Annotated in this window: 15 protein-coding genes; 9 read left to right on the top strand and 6 right to left on the bottom strand. The window is 53.8% G+C overall.

What is annotated here, in order from left to right:
- Positions 1 to 530: 530 nt before the first annotated feature.
- Both dtpA and gstA read left to right on the top strand, forming a co-directional pair.
- Positions 531 to 2,036, top strand: coding sequence for a dipeptide/tripeptide permease DtpA (gene dtpA, locus JO226_RS02885; RefSeq protein WP_293489883.1), 1,506 nt, complete (start codon positions 531 to 533; stop codon positions 2,034 to 2,036).
- Positions 2,037 to 2,177: 141 nt separating this feature from the next.
- On the top strand, positions 2,178 to 2,783 hold the full coding sequence (gene gstA, locus JO226_RS02880) for a glutathione transferase GstA (protein WP_293489881.1): 606 nt from the start codon (positions 2,178 to 2,180) through the stop codon (positions 2,781 to 2,783).
- Between the two features lie 40 nt (positions 2,784 to 2,823).
- On the opposite strand, the gene pdxY is transcribed toward gstA, so the two are convergent.
- The 5 genes from pdxY to anmK all read right to left on the bottom strand — a co-directional run bounded on the left by pdxY (position 2,824) and on the right by anmK (position 7,401).
- Positions 2,824 to 3,684, bottom strand: coding sequence for a pyridoxal kinase PdxY (pdxY, locus tag JO226_RS02875; protein ID WP_293489879.1), 861 nt, complete (start codon positions 3,682 to 3,684; stop codon positions 2,824 to 2,826).
- Positions 3,685 to 3,745: 61 nt separating this feature from the next.
- Entirely contained in the window at positions 3,746 to 5,020 is a 1,275-nt protein-coding gene (tyrS, locus tag JO226_RS02870; RefSeq protein WP_293489877.1) for a tyrosine--tRNA ligase, read from the bottom strand.
- A gap of 126 nt (positions 5,021 to 5,146) precedes the next feature.
- Positions 5,147 to 5,803: a pyridoxamine 5'-phosphate oxidase gene (pdxH, locus tag JO226_RS02865; RefSeq protein WP_293489875.1), complete on the bottom strand. Its 657-nt coding sequence runs from the start codon at positions 5,801 to 5,803 to the stop codon at positions 5,147 to 5,149.
- Between the two features lie 57 nt (positions 5,804 to 5,860).
- Positions 5,861 to 6,190 carry a C-type lysozyme inhibitor gene (gene mliC, locus JO226_RS02860; RefSeq protein ID WP_293489873.1) on the bottom strand — a complete coding sequence of 110 codons (330 nt, stop codon included), beginning with the start codon at positions 6,188 to 6,190 and terminating at the stop codon, positions 5,861 to 5,863.
- 83 nt (positions 6,191 to 6,273) lie between these two features.
- Complete coding sequence (gene anmK, locus JO226_RS02855; protein WP_293489871.1) at positions 6,274 to 7,401, bottom strand: anhydro-N-acetylmuramic acid kinase; 1,128 nt, start codon at positions 7,399 to 7,401, stop codon at positions 6,274 to 6,276.
- A 279-nt stretch (positions 7,402 to 7,680) separates the two neighbouring features.
- Here anmK and slyB point away from each other — a divergent pair, with 279 nt between their 5' ends.
- The 4 genes from slyB (at position 7,681) to JO226_RS02835 (ending at position 12,851) form a co-directional block, all read left to right on the top strand.
- Complete coding sequence (gene slyB, locus JO226_RS02850) at positions 7,681 to 8,148, top strand: outer membrane lipoprotein SlyB (RefSeq protein WP_293489869.1); 468 nt, start codon at positions 7,681 to 7,683, stop codon at positions 8,146 to 8,148.
- A gap of 242 nt (positions 8,149 to 8,390) precedes the next feature.
- Positions 8,391 to 9,764 (top strand): GGDEF domain-containing protein, encoded by a 1,374-nt coding sequence (locus JO226_RS02845; RefSeq protein ID WP_293489867.1) that lies wholly within the window; start codon positions 8,391 to 8,393, stop codon positions 9,762 to 9,764.
- Between the two features lie 351 nt (positions 9,765 to 10,115).
- Complete coding sequence (locus JO226_RS02840) at positions 10,116 to 11,516, top strand: nucleobase:cation symporter-2 family protein (RefSeq protein WP_293489865.1); 1,401 nt, start codon at positions 10,116 to 10,118, stop codon at positions 11,514 to 11,516.
- A 63-nt stretch (positions 11,517 to 11,579) separates the two neighbouring features.
- Positions 11,580 to 12,851, top strand: coding sequence for a Rid family hydrolase (locus JO226_RS02835; protein WP_293489863.1), 1,272 nt, complete (start codon positions 11,580 to 11,582; stop codon positions 12,849 to 12,851).
- 96 nt (positions 12,852 to 12,947) lie between these two features.
- On the opposite strand, the gene slyA is transcribed toward JO226_RS02835, so the two are convergent.
- Complete coding sequence (gene slyA, locus JO226_RS02830) at positions 12,948 to 13,388, bottom strand: transcriptional regulator SlyA (RefSeq protein WP_293489861.1); 441 nt, start codon at positions 13,386 to 13,388, stop codon at positions 12,948 to 12,950.
- 181 nt (positions 13,389 to 13,569) lie between these two features.
- Here slyA and JO226_RS02825 point away from each other — a divergent pair, with 181 nt between their 5' ends.
- From JO226_RS02825 to JO226_RS02815, 3 genes are read left to right on the top strand one after another with little or no spacing between them, the layout of a single operon-like run.
- Positions 13,570 to 13,806 carry a DUF1656 domain-containing protein gene (locus JO226_RS02825; RefSeq protein WP_293489860.1) on the top strand — a complete coding sequence of 79 codons (237 nt, stop codon included), beginning with the start codon at positions 13,570 to 13,572 and terminating at the stop codon, positions 13,804 to 13,806.
- Between the two features lie 9 nt (positions 13,807 to 13,815).
- Positions 13,816 to 14,670: an HlyD family secretion protein gene (locus JO226_RS02820; RefSeq protein WP_293489859.1), complete on the top strand. Its 855-nt coding sequence runs from the start codon at positions 13,816 to 13,818 to the stop codon at positions 14,668 to 14,670.
- Positions 14,670 to 16,694 carry an FUSC family protein gene (locus tag JO226_RS02815; protein WP_293489858.1) on the top strand — a complete coding sequence of 675 codons (2,025 nt, stop codon included), beginning with the start codon at positions 14,670 to 14,672 and terminating at the stop codon, positions 16,692 to 16,694. The genes JO226_RS02820 and JO226_RS02815 overlap by 1 nt, the downstream gene beginning before the upstream one ends.
- Positions 16,695 to 16,699: the final 5 nt, after the last annotated feature.

The raw sequence follows: 16,699 nt of genomic DNA, 5'->3' as shown, positions 1-16,699 counted from the left end.
CCAGCTTTTCACCGCGCTGACATGTTATCCTCTGTCTCTTAACCGCTATTGCAGGTTAATCGTTTTTTTATTAGAAAAAAATTCTATATAAATGTGATACAGATCACCTCGATAACACAACGTTACAAACATGTTATCCAAAGTGTCGTAATGCATTGCCGGGACAAGGGTTAACCATTTTTTAACCAGACATTACACCAGTATTATTCCGAATAATAGACCATATGACTGCCATAATGACAAAATAGCAGAACATATCGCCTTCACCCCTGCACCTCCCCTCTGTAGTAGTGAAAAAAACCAGAAGAAATGAAACGGAGAGATTTAACGCTGAATAACATTTATATGTCCGGAAGATTATAACGCGCCTGATATGTGTAACGGAATATTACAAACCTCTTGCCTGAACAGGCAGGATAGTGAACATTACCTGCCGTTTCCCCCTCCAAGAATAACTATAAGGTGGATGTTCATATGAGCATCACGCCCAGACCCCCCCGTTTAAATGGGATGTAAAAAAAGAGGTATATGTGTCTACTGCAAACAATAAACCAACAGAAAGCGTGAGTCTGAACGCTTTCAAACAGCCAAAAGCGTTCTATCTCATTTTCTCTATCGAACTTTGGGAACGTTTCGGCTATTACGGCCTGCAAGGGATCATGGCCGTTTACCTGGTTAAACAACTGGGTATGTCTGAAGCGGATTCTATCACGCTGTTTTCGTCCTTTAGTGCTCTGGTATACGGTCTGGTTGCTATCGGCGGCTGGCTGGGTGACAAAGTTCTCGGTACCAAACGCGTTATTATGCTGGGCGCCGTCGTGCTGGCTATCGGCTATGCGCTGGTCGCATGGTCAGGCCATGACGCCGCTATCGTCTATATGGGTATGGCGACGATCGCCGTGGGTAACGGTTTGTTCAAAGCCAACCCGTCCTCCCTGCTCTCTACCTGCTATGCCAAAGATGACCCGCGTCTGGACGGTGCATTCACCATGTACTACATGTCCGTGAACATCGGTTCTTTCTTCTCTATGCTGGCAACGCCATGGCTCGCCGCCAAATTTGGCTGGAGCGTCGCGTTTTCGCTGAGCGTGGTCGGTATGCTGATCACCGTCGTGAACTTTGCCTTCTGCAAAAAATGGGTTAAACAGTACGGTTCCAAACCGGACTTCGAACCGGTACACATCGGCAAACTGCTGGCGACCATCGTCGGCGTGGTGATTCTGGTTGCTATCGCTACCTGGCTGCTGCACAACCAGGGCATCGCGCGTATGGCGCTGGGCGTTATCGCACTGTGTATCGTTATTCTGTTTGCGAAAGAAGCGTTCGCAATGCAGGGTGCCGCACGCCGTAAGATGATCGTTGCCTTCATCCTGATGCTGGAAGCCGTCGTCTTCTTCGTTCTGTACAGCCAGATGCCGACCTCGCTGAACTTCTTCGCGATTCGTAACGTTGAGCATTCCATTCTGGGTATCGCGTTCGAGCCGGAGCAGTACCAGGCGCTGAACCCGTTCTGGATCATGATTGGTAGCCCGATTCTGGCCGCTATCTACAACAAGATGGGCGACCGTCTGCCGATGCCGCACAAATTCGCTATCGGTATGGTACTGTGCTCCGGCGCGTTCCTCGTGCTGCCGCTGGGCGCTAAATTCGCCAGCGACGCCGGTATCGTCTCCGTTAACTGGCTGATCATGAGCTACGCGCTGCAGTCCATCGGTGAACTGATGATCTCCGGCCTGGGCCTGGCGATGGTGGCACAGCTGGTGCCGCAGCGTCTGATGGGCTTCATCATGGGCAGTTGGTTCCTCACCACCGCAGGTGCGGCGATTATCGCGGGTAAGATTGCCAACCTGATGGCGGTACCGGAAAACGTTACCGACCCACTGGTGTCTCTGGACGTGTATGGTCGCGTCTTCATGCAGATCGGTATCGCGACCGCCGTCATCGCCGTCCTGATGCTGCTGACTGCGCCGAAGCTGAACCGCATGACGCAGGACGACAGTTCTTCCGCGAAATCGAGCGAAACCGCCACCGCGTAACGCTTTTCGGGAAACGATTTTCTTTCAAACCGCTGAGAATATATCAGCGGTTTTTTTTAGCGCTTCCCCCACGAAAGAATCTTGTTTTTTATTGGACTGCGCCGCAGGATAGAGAGACATCTCTGTCAGAAGGAATGAGTCATGAAATTGTTCTACAAACCCGGCGCGTGCTCTCTTGCTTCCCATATCACCCTGCGCGAGAGTGGGCTCGACTTCTCACTTACCGGTGTTGATCTTGCCAAAAAGCAGCTGGAAAACGGCGACGATTTCCTGAAAATCAACCCCAAAGGGCAGGTTCCCACCCTGCTGCTGGACGACAATACGCTGCTGACCGAAGGCGTCGCCATCATGCAGTATATTGCTGACATCAAATCAGACCGTCAGCTACTGGCGCCGACGGGCAGCATTGCGCGTTACAGAACGCTGGAGTGGCTGAACTACGTGGCGACGGAGCTTCATAAAGGCTTCACCCCGCTGTTCCGTCCGGACACCCCGGAAGACTACAAACCCACCGCAAGGGCACAGCTGGAGAAGAAACTACAGTACGTGAATGATTCGCTGCAAAACGTGGAATGGGTAAGCGGCCCGCGTTTTACTATCGCTGACGCCTATCTTTTTACCGTGCTGCGCTGGGCCCGCGCCGTGAAGCTGGATATGAGCGGGCTGAAAAATATTGAAGCCTACATGGCGCGCGTTGCGGCGCGTCCGGCCGTGGTCGCGGCGCTCGCCGCGGAAGGTCTGAACTAATCCTGAAATAAGCCCGGAGTACGCTCCGGGCTTGCCGACATTATAACGCCGTTGCGCTGAAGGCATACTCCGGTTGCGCAATTCTGTCCTGCGCGGCGACCACCTGAAGTTCGTATTCCCCCATCCGGTGCGTCGCCTCCATGATCTCGTACACTGCCGCAGTGACGTGCTCCAGCGCATCACGCAGCGTTGCGCCCTGCAACAGCTTAACCAACAGCAGTCCGCTGGTCACATCCCCCACGCCGACCGGCTGACGCGTGCCAAAATCAACCAGAGGACGGCTGATATGCCACGCTTCGCTGGCAGTCACCAGCAGCATTTCAAAGCCGTCGGCGCGACGTCCGGCTCGCGCCAGATGCTTCACTAGCACGATTTCCGGCCCCTGGGAGATAAGTTCGCGGGCCGCCGTCACCGCCTCTTCCACGCTGTTCACCGCGTGGCCGCAGAGGATCTCAAGTTCAATCAGGTTCGGCGCGATAATATCGCTCGCCGGCAGCGCATGACGGACGTGGAACTCCGCGACGCCCGGCGCCACGATGCAGCCTTTCTCAGGATGCCCCATCACCGGGTCGCAGAAATATTTCGCTTGCGGGTTGGCCGCTTTCACCTGACGGACGATGCCAAGAATATGTTCGCCCTGCTCAGCGGATCCCAGATAGCCGCTCAGTACAGCATCGCAGCTTTTCAGCTTATCGATATCGGCGATCCCCTGAACAATCTCGGTCAGATGCGCTGGCGGCATCACACAGCCGGTCCATTTGCCATACTGCGTGTGGTTGGAAAACTGAACGGTGTTCAGCGGCCAGACGTTAGCGCCCAGACGGCGCATCGGAAACTCCGCCACGCTGTTGCCGGCATGACCAAACACCACGTGAGACTGGATAGCGAGGATGTTCTTCATTTTATTATCCACAGCAAAAAAGAAAGGGCGTGGTTTCCCACGCCCTGTTATTTCTGAAAGGTTACTTCCAGCAGATGAGGCAGTAGTTTTTCTTACCGCGACGCAGCAGCGTATAACGGCCATACAGGCGATCGCCGTCAACGAAGGTGTATTCCGGGTCGGACTGCTTTTCACCGTTGATGGTGATGGCGTTGGACGCAATGGTCTTCCGCGCCTGGCCGCGGGACGGCTGCAGTTCGGAATCCACCAGCGCCTGCATCAGATCGGCGCCCTTCTCCATTTCAACCATCGGTACGCCGTCCTGCGCCAGCTGCTCAAAGTCAGCTTCGCTGAGCGAGCTCAGGGTGCCGTTAAACAGGCTTTCGGTAATACGTTTAGCCGCTGCCAGGCCTTCTTCGCCGTGAACCAGTCGGGTAACCTGCTCAGCCAGGACGTACTGCGCACGCGGCGCTTTACCGGAGTTTTTATCTTCTTCTTCCAGCGCATTGATTTCTGCAATCTCCATGAAGGTGAAGAACTTCAGGAAGCGGTATACATCGGCATCCGCGGTGTTGATCCAGAACTGGTAGAATTTGTACGGACTGGTTTTCTTCGGATCCAGCCATACCGCGCCGCCTTCGGTCTTGCCGAATTTGGTGCCGTCCGCTTTGGTGATAAGAGGAACGGTCAGGCCGAAGACCTGGTTCTGATGCAGGCGGCGAGTCAGGTCGATACCGGAGGTGATGTTACCCCACTGATCGGAACCGCCAATCTGCAGCGCCACGCCATGCAGCTTATTCAGGCAGGCGAAATCATAGCCCTGCAGCAGGTTGTAGGAAAATTCGGTAAACGAGATGCCCTGATCGTCGCGGTTCAGACGCTGCTTCACCGCTTCTTTGTTGATCATCTGGTTAACGGAAAAGTGTTTACCGATATCGCGCAGGAAGGTCAGCACGTTCATGCCGCCAAACCAGTCGTAGTTGTTCGCCGCAATCGCGGAGTTGTCGCCGCAGTCAAAGTCGAGGAACGGCGCCACCTGTTTGCGAATTTTGTCCACCCATTCCTGGACGGTGTCTTCGGTATTCAATTTACGCTCAGCGGCTTTAAAGCTCGGGTCGCCAATCAGACCGGTCGCGCCGCCCACCAGCGCTACAGGCTTGTGGCCTGCCTGCTGGAAGCGTTTGAGGCATAACAAGGGAACAAGATGCCCCAAATGCAAGCTGTCAGCGGTGGGATCGAAGCCGCAATAGAGCGCGATCGGGCCTTGCGCCAGTCGCTCTGCTAACGCTTCCTCGTCCGTCACCTGAGCCACCAGGCCCCGCTCTTGCAATTGTTTAATCAAGTTACTGCTTGCCATCAAAATCTCCATGTATAAAACAGGCTGCACCTTTGCCGGTACACGACGTTTCGCCAGATGCGAAGGGTTCATAGCATAAAGCGCCAGCCACGGTTGTGCCAACGCTTAAAACAACAAATTACGCAATTAAGGCGCGAGCCGGTCGATTTTCCACGCGCCGTTGTCGCGCTGGTATAAAAATCGATCGTGCAGGCGGTGTTCGCCCCCCTGCCAGAACTCCATCTGCTCGATATTGATGCGAAAACCGCCCCAAAAACTCGGTAGCGGGATTTCGCCCTGCTGGAATTTCTGTTTCAGCTCCAGAAATTTGCTTTCGAGGATCCCACGCGCGGAGATACGGCTTGATTGCTTAGAGACCCAGGCGCCGATCTGGCTGTCGCGCGGGCGGCTATGGAAATATTTCACCACTTCAAGGGTAGACAGACGTTCGGCTTTGCCGATCACCATCACCTGCCGCTCCAGCATATGCCAGGGGAAAAGCAAACTAACACGGGGGTTTTGCTCAATCTGATGCGCCTTGCGGCTACCGAGGTTGGTATAAAACACCAGCCCTTTTTCATCATAGTGTTTGAGCAACACGATACGCTGATAAGGCTGCCCGTTTTCATCAACGGTCGCCACGACCATTGCCGTCGGGTCGGCAAGTTTAGCCTCACAGGCCTGGCCCAGCCAACGCTCGAACAGCGCCAGAGGTTCAGCGGGAAGATCGCGACGGCGAAGGCCTCCACGGGTATATTCACGGCGCAGATGCGCGATTTGCTGCAGATCGTCGTTATCAGACATAGCGTTCAGGATATGAATCATTCGGTGACGCTATTGTGCGCCGCTAGGCTGAAAATCTCAACGCTTCGGGGTTTGCAACTGACAGTTATTCAGGACGATACGGTCACGTTTGTACACCGTCGCCTCTTCGCCTTTCGACCAGAATACATAAATGCCGTCGGTGTAACGCGCTCCTGAGGCGGAGATCCCCTGAGTCAGGTTCAATTGCTTGTTGTCGTAGATAAAACTCACCTGCTGGCGTGTGTTGTTGAGATTAACGGTCAGCGGTTTCTCATCGCACTGGTACTCCAGCTTTTCGGTTTGCATCCGCTCGACAAACTGGTTGTAGTAGCTACACCCGGCGAGCATAAAGGGGACAACAGCGATAAGTATTTTTTTCATTAGCATGCCTTACAACTTTCCTGATCACAGAGGGCGCAAGCGCCCTCAGGGTATAATTCCATTGTAACGGCTGCGATTGTCTGACTCTGTCAGTTAATTCCTGGTCTTTGCCCGTTGGCGGGAAAAATAGCGCCAAGCACCGTCGCGCCACTGGCGCCGGTCACCGAGGGGAGATTTCCCGGCAACCCGGCGAGCGTCCGCCAGGCAAGCCAGGCAAACGCCAGCGCTTCCATATCATCGCCGCTGACGCCCCAGGCATCCGTCGTAGCGACTTCGGTCCCGGCGAGTTGTCCCGCCAGACGCGCCATCAGCAGCGGATTGCGACTCCCTCCGCCGCAGACCAACAGCCGTTCACACCCACCGCTCAGCATCACCTGTTCGCTGATGGTCACTGCAGTTAATTCCACCAGCGTCGCCATAACATCCTGCGGCGCCAGCCCTGGATAGTGCGCCAGATGTCGCTCCAGCCAGCCATAATTGAAATATTCGCGCCCCGTGCTTTTGGGCGCGGGCAACGAGAACCACGGGTCACTGAGCATTGACTGCAACAGCGGCAGAATCACCTTGCCGGAACTGCCCCATTGCGCATCTTTGTCGTACGGTTTACCGCACTGGCGCCAGATCCAGGCGTCCATCAGCATATTCCCGGGACCGGTATCGTGCCCCCGCACCGGCTGCCCGGGGTACAGCAGCGACAGGTTGGCGATACCGCCAATATTCAGCACCACCCGACGCTCCGTCGGATGCGCAAGCAGCGCGTGGTGGAAAGCGGGAACTAAAGGCGCGCCCTGGCCGCCCAGCGCAATATCTCGACGGCGAAAATCGCCGACGACCGTAATACCGGTCCGGGCCGCAATGATGTTATTGTCGCCGATCTGCATCGTATGCGGCGCCTCGCCGGTGGGTTCATGCCAGACGGTTTGTCCATGACACCCCACGGCGATCACCTCCCCGGCTGAAAGTCGCTCTTGCGCCATCAGCGCCAGTACGGCATCAGCAAACAGTCGCCCCAGTCGGGTATCGAGCTGCCCCAACTGCGATAAGGTCAATTGCTGGCCCTGGCAAATCGCGAGGATCGCTTCTTTCAGGGTAATCGGAATAGGAAATGACAGGCTGGCCTGCTGCGCCACCATCGTGTCATCGATCGCCGCGAGAACGACATCCACCCCATCAAGGCTGGTGCCTGACATGACGCCAATATAACGACCCGACTTCATACGCCTTCCTTAGTTCTTTGACATAAGGGTAACAATGAATCATAAAGTGGTATCTAATGCCATGATCCAATAATAAATTTTAACAATGCAGCGGAAATACTCCGCAACGGCAGGTGCAAACGTCCGGCATGCCGCTGCCGTTTATCCTTGGTTAAGCGGTGAGCGATTAGAATGTTACGTCAGGGCACGCAGAACAAATGACCTGCGACAGACAAATACCCTATAATTGCCGCGAAGGATGCCCTCAAGGGCGTTTCTTGGTGAACAGGAGATTCATAAATGATGTTACGTGTATTGGCCGTCTCAATGATTGGTTTAAGCCTCGGCGGTTGTGTCAGCAGCAGCGGCTTATCCGGCGATGTGTATTCCGCCTCTGAAGCGAAACAGGTTCAGAATGTCGCCTACGGGACAATCGTCCATGTCCGTCCGGTACAGATCCAGGGTGGCGACAATTCTAACGTCGTCGGCGCGATCGGCGGCGCTGTTCTTGGCGGCTTCCTGGGTAACACCGTCGGCGGCGGTACAGGTCGTGATTTAGCGACGGCAGCGGGCGCGGTCGCAGGCGGTGTCGCCGGTCAGGGCGTACAGAGCGCGATGAACAAAACACAGGGTGTTGAGCTGGAAATTCGTAAAGATGACGGCAACACCATTATGGTTGTGCAGAAACAGGGCGATACTCAATTCGCCGTGGGACAACGCGTCGTGATGGCCAGCAACGGCAGCCAGGTGACTGTTTCTCCTCGCTAATGACGCTATTGTGTGGTCCTTGCGGCCACACTCTTATTTTTAACAAGAATATATTAAAGCGATTAAGCGTAACAAAACCCATTTCGTATTCATGATATGAATATATAGCCATCAACAACACTGCTATAATCTTGTTCCTGCGCAACACTCACGTAAAGTCACTTTTATATACTACGCTCAGGCCGATTCTTTTTTCTTCCGTATCGTCCATGAAGTTGACGTATTATCATCAGGATATGCTTATGCGCACACATGTTGTAATTCCGCTTCGTCGGCTGCTTGTTTTTCTGGGCATCTGCGCCATGTCTAGCTTTGTGCTATACGTGCTGTCACACCGTGTTATTCACCATATTCCTTTGACATCATCAATTTTATTCCCGGTCATGACCGGCTTTTTAATGATTTTCCATATTACGATTGCCGTATTCATGGTGATGAAGTATTTGTGTGACAAGAGCCGGTTGTACCATATCGCGATCGCCTGTGGTTTTGCTGGCTCTGCCCTGCTGATGCTGGGCACCCTGAGTAGCTATCCCGACTGGTTTCTCTGCACCTCCGCTGCACGCATTAACTATAATGATGCGCTAATTTATTACTTTTTCCGCAACATTATGATGGCAGTGTTATTTTTAGTTGCCGTGTTGTTATTCAAATATCGCAAATATAATATGCACACGGTAAAAAACCATATCATTATCGTATCTTTAATGATGGGCTTTACTGTTCTGATGCTGGCGTTATCCTGGTTCTACTCCAGCCATTATGATCATATTAACGTTACATTTATTGACAATATTACCCGAAATTTCACACTTCTGTGGCAACATGAAGTGGGTTGGTTGCTTATTGCCATCTGGTCCTTGACGCTTGTCACCATGCTGGTAATAACTCAGCTACGTAATATATTCTGGTTCAGCGGTTGTTTTTTCTGCGTTTTTTATATTGTGACGCTAACGCTACTTTTTTCATCGTCGGTCGGTGATGGCTACAACTGGTATCAGGCGCGGCTATTTGAAACCATCGCCACCCTGTTCCTGATTTTCGTGCTGCTGGGCGATGTTTTTACGCTTTATAAAGACTCCAACAGCAAGTACCAGAGCTCTTATCAGAACTCGATTCGCGACCCGATGACCCGGCTCTATAACCGCAGCTACTTCTATGACACACTGACCCAGAACATCGCCAGGGTAACGCCGCTGCAACCTGTCTCCGTGATTGTTTGCGATCTGGACCACTTCAAGCGAATTAACGACAACTACGGCCACCTGCAAGGGGATAAGGTTATCCAGTTTGTCGCCAGCGTCCTGCAAACGTCGGTCCGCGAAAACGATCTTGCCGCCCGTATCGGCGGTGAGGAATTTGCGTTACTGCTGGTGAATACCCCTTCAGAAGATGCGTATCGCGTCGCCGAGAGGATTCGGCTTATCATTAGCGAACACGATTCGCAAAGCAGCAACGGTAGCTTCCCGGAGAAAATTACCATCAGTATGGGTGTGTTCACCGCCACCCACACGGAACACGGTGTCGAGGCCAGCGTCCAGCGCGCCGACGAAGCGATGTATCAGGCGAAAGAAAATGGGCGCAACCAGGTTGTTCTCTGGCAACCTGCGCGCTAGCAGTCCATCCGTATGACACCTGCCCCTGAAATAAGTCTATTCAGGGGCATCCTGGACGTTATGTTCTCATAAGACTATTCTCATGATGAGACGTGGTAATTTTCCACTATCAAATTGATTTCCCGATTTCCCCTCTGCGTTATCTCTGCCGTAAATACCGTCTCCGCTCTCATCACTCTGATAGCACATTTATGTGACAAGCCACGCAAATAATTAGCATTAAAAGAGGTGCCATCAGGCCATGGCATCTTTTTTGCTGATGTTTGTCATCGTTAAATACCGTATTTAAGATACGTGAAAATTTATTATTAACCGTTTTGTGTTCTCCGCCATAGCAGAGGGAGTAATTGGATGTCCGATTTAAAAAACACAAATAGCGACCTTATTTTCGAATTAGAAGACAAGCCGCCCTTTCACCACGCGATCGTTGCGGCGATCACCCACTTACTGGCTATTTTTGTACCGATGATCACCCCCGCATTAATCGTCGGCGCCTCACTACAACTATCAACAGAAACAATAACTTACCTTGTCTCCATGGTCATGATCGCCTCAGGTGTAGGTACCTGGTTACAGGTAAACCGCTATGGCTGCGTTGGCTCTGGTTTGCTGTCCATTCAGTCGGTAAACTTCTCTTTTGTTACCGTTATGATAGCTATCGGCAGCAGTATGAAACAGGATGGCCTTGATGAAAGTCTTATATTGTCATCGTTGTTAGGTGTTTCATTTGTCGGCGCATTTTTAGTGGTGGGTTCCTCGTTTATTTTACCCTACCTGCGACGAATCGTGACGCCAACGGTCACCGGCGTGGTCGTGCTGATGATAGGCCTGAGTTTAATTAAGGTCGGCATCATTGATTTTGGCGGCGGCATGGCCGCCAAGAACAGCGGTACATTCGGCAATTACGAAAATATCGGTTTAGGGTTATTAGTGCTGATCGTCGTTATTGGCTTTAACTGCTGTCGAAATCCGCTTTTGCGCATGGGCGGCATCGCCATCGGGTTAATGGTCGGTTATATCACCGCGCTATTTCTTGGCATGGTGGATTTCAGCAAACTGCAAAACGTCCCGCTGGTAACGATTCCGTCTCCGTTTAAATACGGTTTTTCCTTCAGCTTTCACAACTTTTTAGTTGTTGGAACCATCTATCTTCTGAGCGTGCTGGAGTCCGTCGGCAACATCACCGCGACCGCGATGGTGTCGAACCGGCCCATCGAGGGCGAGGAATACCAGTCGCGGCTGAAAGGCGGTGTACTGGCGGACGGTATCGTGTCAGTCATCGCCTCGGCGCTTGGCTCACTCCCCCTTACCAACTTTGCTCAAAACAATGGCGTCATTCAGATGACCGGCGTCGCTTCACGCTACGTAGGGCGGGTTATCGCCGTGATTCTGGTGATTCTGGGTTTATTCCCGGCAATCGGACGCTTTTTTACCACCATCCCGTCTCCGGTACTGGGGGGCGCGATGACGCTGATGTTCTCAATGATCGCCATTGCGGGGATCCGCATCATCATCTCGAACGGATTTCGCCGTCGTGAAACACTCATTGTGGCGACATCGCTTGGGCTTGGCCTGGGCGTCTCCTACTCGCCAGAGATATTTCAGGTGTTGCCGCCGTCGCTGTATGTCCTGGTGGAAAACCCTATCTGCGCGGGCGGATTAACCGCCATCATCATGAGTATTCTGCTGCCGCAGGACTACCGACAAGAGGAACTTTTGCGCGCTTCAGTTACTGACTCGGAGCAGGTTTAACACACCCTTTGCACCGTTTTTTACACGCTAATAATTTAGTCAACCCAACAGGTAAATACGATCATGAGTGGTTACAACGCAGTGTTAGCCCGCAATACCCGCAATGCGCCGGACGCTTCAGGCCGCTATTCTCAGACCGTGGCCTTTTCGCACTACAACCATATCTCCGCGCAGCTGCCGGTTGATCCTGTCAGCGGGAAACGCGTCGACGGTGGAATACAGGAGCAAACCAGGCAGTGCCTTATCAACATCAGCGCCATTTTAGCCAGTATCGATCATATAATGAACGATATTGTCAAAGTGACCGTGTTTGTTAAAAACATCACCGATCTTGATGCGGTCACCGACGTGTACCGCACCTTTTTCCCGCACTACGTCCCCGCGCTGACGGCAGTCGCAGTGGCTGCATTGCCAATGGACGCCTTAGTGCAAATTGAGGCGCTGGTCGCCAACGGCGAAGGCACCATTCCTCAGGCGCCGCAGGCAGGCGATCTGATAAAACTGGCAAGAAATACGCCTCACGCGCCCGAAAGTTTACACTCGTCGCAGACCGTGGCGTTCTCTCATTACAACAATCTCTCCGCGCAGTTACCCGTCGACCCGAAAACCGGCAGTCTGGTGAACGGCGGCATCAAAGCGCAGACGGCGCAGTGCCTGAAAAATATTAATGCTGTCCTGGAAAGCATTGATGTTCCCTTCGACGATATTGTGAAAATGACGATTTTCCTCGCGGATCTTGCCGATAGCCCTGCCGTTGACGAGATCTACACCACCTTCTTCCCGGATTCGGCCATCGCCAGAGCCGCCGCCTACTTTCCGGCCAGAACGTTCGTCTGCGCCAGCGCGCTGCCGCTTGGCGCCAGGGTGCAAATTGAAGCCGTGGTTTCCCACGGCGACGGTACCCCGCCGCAGCGCGTTGAGGACCGCCATGGCATTATCGTTAAGCCCCACAACACCCCTGACGCCCCGCGCTGCGCGCTGTCCACACAGACAGTGGCGTTTTCGCACTACAACCACCTGTCGGCGCAGCTTCCCCTCGTGGCGGAGACGGGCAACATTATCGCAGGCGGCGTCCCGGCGCAGGCCGAACAGTGTCTGAAAAATATCAGAACCATTGTTGAGAGTATTGGCCACCGCCTGGATGACGTCGTGAAAGTGAACCTGTTTTTGAAGAATATCGACGATGCTGCCGCTGTCGACCAGGTGTATGCCGCCTTTTTCCCGCGGGGGATACCGGCGCGCCGTACCGTCGGCGTCGCGGCGCTGCCTGCCGGGGCATTAGTACAAATAGAGGTAGTGTTATCGAATGCTGAAGGGACACCGCCGCAAGGCTGACCGGCTTATTTAACACCCGCGCATGAGCGCAATACCAAAAAGAAAAAGGCCTTGTAACCACAAGGCCTTCGTTATTCCACTCTATTCCACTATCCATCAGTCTTTGGACTGCAGCTCGATAATGTTTTGCTCCAGTTTACGGATTAAACCGAGCAACACCTCCAGTTCCTGCACAGAAATCCCGGACAAAATTTCCCCCCGGGTTTTTCGAATAACCAGCTCCATCTCATCAATGAGCGGTTCTGCTTTTTCGGTCAGCTTAATGCGTTTGGCGCGGCGGTCATTGGCACAGGTCTGACGAGAAATCAGCCCCTTTTCTTCCAACTGATCAAGCGTACGTACCAGTGACGGCTGCTCGATGCCGATCGCTTTAGCCAGTTGAATTTGCGACTGTTCGGGCGGCAGCTGATGAATATTATGCAGCGTGACCCAGTGCGTCTGCGTTAACTCCAGAGGTTTCAGGCGATGGTCAATCAGAGCACGCCAGATGCGCACTAACCGTGCCAGATCAGAACCTAATGGCGATTCCAATTTCATCTCCTTATAATTAGCTTGCTAAGTTATTATACTGATTTTAGAATAGTGTGCAGCATTTGAATTACCAAAACAAATGGAATGCCTCATCTCAGTTGGTCATCACCATGATTTACACCTATAAATATTTAAGCCCATCACATCTTTCAACCCATAATTCTGCTTTTGCAAAGGATTTTTGCTCGTGAAGCTGATGCTAACTACCTCGGGATTACCCCTTCAGGATCTGATCGTCGGTGCGTCCATTTATTTTCCCCCCTTGTTTAAAGCGGTGATGCTGGGTTTTCTCCTCTGGCTTATCGTTCACCGTACGCTGCGTGACTGGATGTACGCAGGTGATATCTGGCACCCCATGCTGATGGATTTGTCCCTGTTCGCGCTGTCCGTTTGCCTGTCTCTGGTTCTGATTGTCGAGTGGTAAGATTATAAGATGAAAAAACTAAAATATTTCTCGACGTTACTGGTCGCGGCACTCGCCATTATCGCCGTCTGGCTGGTCTGGAATTATTATATGCAATCGCCATGGACTCGCGATGGTAAAGTTCGGGCTGAGCAAGTGAGCGTCACGCCGCAGGTTTCCGGCAGCATTATCGAGCTTAACGTCCGTGATAACCAGCGAGTCAACGCGGGCGACGTGCTGTTTCGTCTCGACGACACGCCCTACCGCATTGCGGTGATGACCGCCCAGGCGCAGCTGGCTAAAGCGCAAACGGAACAGGCGAAAGCCCGACATGAAGCCGATCGCCGTCAGGGACTACCAAAAAACTTTATCTCCGCAGAAGATCTCGACACGGTCACTATTGCGCTACAGGCGGCAAAAGCCAATGTTGAAGCCGCAAATGCGGCACTGGAACACGCCCGCTGGCAATTAGGACAAACGGTGGTTAAGGCGCCGGTCGACGGCTGGGTCACCAATCTGTCGACCCGCCCGGGCGACTACGCCGCCGTCGGACATCCGGTTTTCGCGCTCGTCGACAGCCATTCGTTTTACGTGGTCGGCTACTTTGAAGAGACCAAGCTGCGGCATATCAAACCCGGCGATAAGGCGACAATTGTGCTCTATAGTAACAGCCAAACGTTACAGGGTCACGTATCCAGCATCGGTCGTGCGATTAACGACCAGAGCGTTGCCAGCGATAGTCAGCTGGTTGCGGATATTAAGCCGACAATTCCGTGGGTACGGCTGGCACAGCGCGTGCCGGTACGCATTGAGTTCGACACCTCACCCGACTCTCTGACGCTGGTCTCCGGGACCACCTGCACCGTCTCCATCGGCGGTAAATAATGGCGCTTCAGAGCCTGTCCTGGCGCGCGCTTCCCTGGATAAGGGCGACGAGGCCGCAGTGGCGCTATGCGCTGCGCAACGGTATTGCGATGTGCCTGGCGCTGAGCTTTGCCTATTACCTCAATCTGGATGAACCCTACTGGGCCATGACGTCTGCCGCCGTCGTCAGCTTCCCGACCGTTGGCGGGGTTATCAGTAAAAGCATTGGCCGCATCGCCGGTAGCCTGCTTGGCGCCTGCGCCGCGCTGGTCATCGCCGGCCACACGCTGACCGATCCGTGGTTCTTCCTGTTCAGCATGTCGGCGTGGCTTGCCTTCTGCACCTGGGCGTGCGCGATGTTTACCAACAACGCCGCCTATGCGTTCCAGCTTGCCGGGTATACCTGCGCGATCATCGCTTTTCCGGTGATTAACATCGTTGACGCCACGCAACTCTGGGAAATCGCCCAGGCCCGCGTATGCGAAGTGCTTGTCGGGTTGTTGAGCGGGGCGCTGATGATGATGATCATGCCCAGCACGTCGGACGGCAATGCGCTGCTGACCGCGCTCAAAAATATGCATGCCCGCATCCTGGAACACGCCAGCCTGCTCTGGCAACCTGAAACCTCCGATGCGATTCGCACCGCGCATGAAAGCGTCATCGGCCAGATCCTGACCATGAACCTGCTGCGTATTCAGGCATTCTGGAGCCATTATCGCTTTCGCCGTCAGAACCGGCTGCTCAACTACTTGCTCCACCAGCAGTTGCGTTTAACCAGCGTGATCTCCAGTCTGCGACGTATGCTCCTGAACTGGCCGACGCCACCGGAAAACACCCGTGAGATTATCGAAACGCTGCTAAAAGCGCTGGCGCGACCGGATATTGATGTTTACACCATTGCCAAAATTATCGCCCCGCTGGCGCCGGTCGATCCGCTGGATTACCGTCACCAGGCATTCTGGCAGCGCCTGCGCTACTTCTGTCGCCTCTATTTACGCTCAAGCCAGTGGTTGCATCGGCTGGAGAATGCTTCCGCTATTTCCGAGTTCACGGTTCCGCAGGCGCCGGCATTAACCCGTAATACCGACCATGCGGAAGCGCTGTGGAACGGCATTCGCACCTTCTGCGCGCTGGTGACCGTCGGCGGCTGGAGCATCAGCGCCCAGTGGTCATCCGGTCCAGCGGCGCTGACGCTTGCCGCCATCTGCTGTGTGCTCTATTCCGCGTCGCCTTCGCCGTTTAATTCCCTGACGCTGCTGCTGCGAACGCTGCTGCTGCTCTCGGCGTTCAGCTTTGTCGTGAAATTCGGCCTGATGGTGCAAATCAGCGATCTCTGGCAGTTCCTGCTGTTTTTGTTCCCGCTGCTGACAACCATGCAGCTACTCAAATTGCAGATGCCGAAGCTTGCCGGTTTGTGGGGACAACTCATTGTGTTTATGGGTTCGTTCATTTCGGTCACCAATCCGCCGACCTACGACTTCGACTCATTCCTTAACGACAATCTGGCTAAAATCCTCGGCGTGGGGCTGGCGTGGCTGGCCTTTGCCGTGCTGAAACCCGGTTCTGACGCCCGGAAAAGCCGTCGCCACATCCGGGCGTTACGGCGTCACTTTGTCGATCAACTCAGCCGTCATCCACAGCAGAGCGAACATGAATTTGAATCGCTGGTTTACCACCGCATCAGCCAGCTCAGCAACAGCCAGGATGCACTGGCGCGTCGCTGGCTGCTGCGCTGGGGCGTCGTGTTGTTGAACTGCACTCACGTCGTGTGGCAGCTTCGCGACTGGCAAACGCGCTCTGATCCGCTGGTGCAGGTACGCGACATCTGTATCGGTCTGTTGCGTGACGTCATGAGCGAGCGCGGGGTTCAGCAACGGCCGCTGGCCTCAGCGCTGAACGAGTTGCAGCGTATTTGCGATGCGCTTTCGCACCACCATCAACCTGCCGCGCGGGAACTGGCGTCGATTATCTGGCGGCTGCACTGCTCGCTGTCACAACTGGAGCAGGCGCCCACTGAGGGAACCATAACGGAACGGACGGCCTGAGCCGT

It is taken from the genome of Pluralibacter sp., assembly GCF_019237635.1.
Classification (GTDB): domain Bacteria; phylum Pseudomonadota; class Gammaproteobacteria; order Enterobacterales; family Enterobacteriaceae; genus Enterobacter_B.
This window is presented reverse-complemented; position numbering and strand designations above follow the sequence as displayed.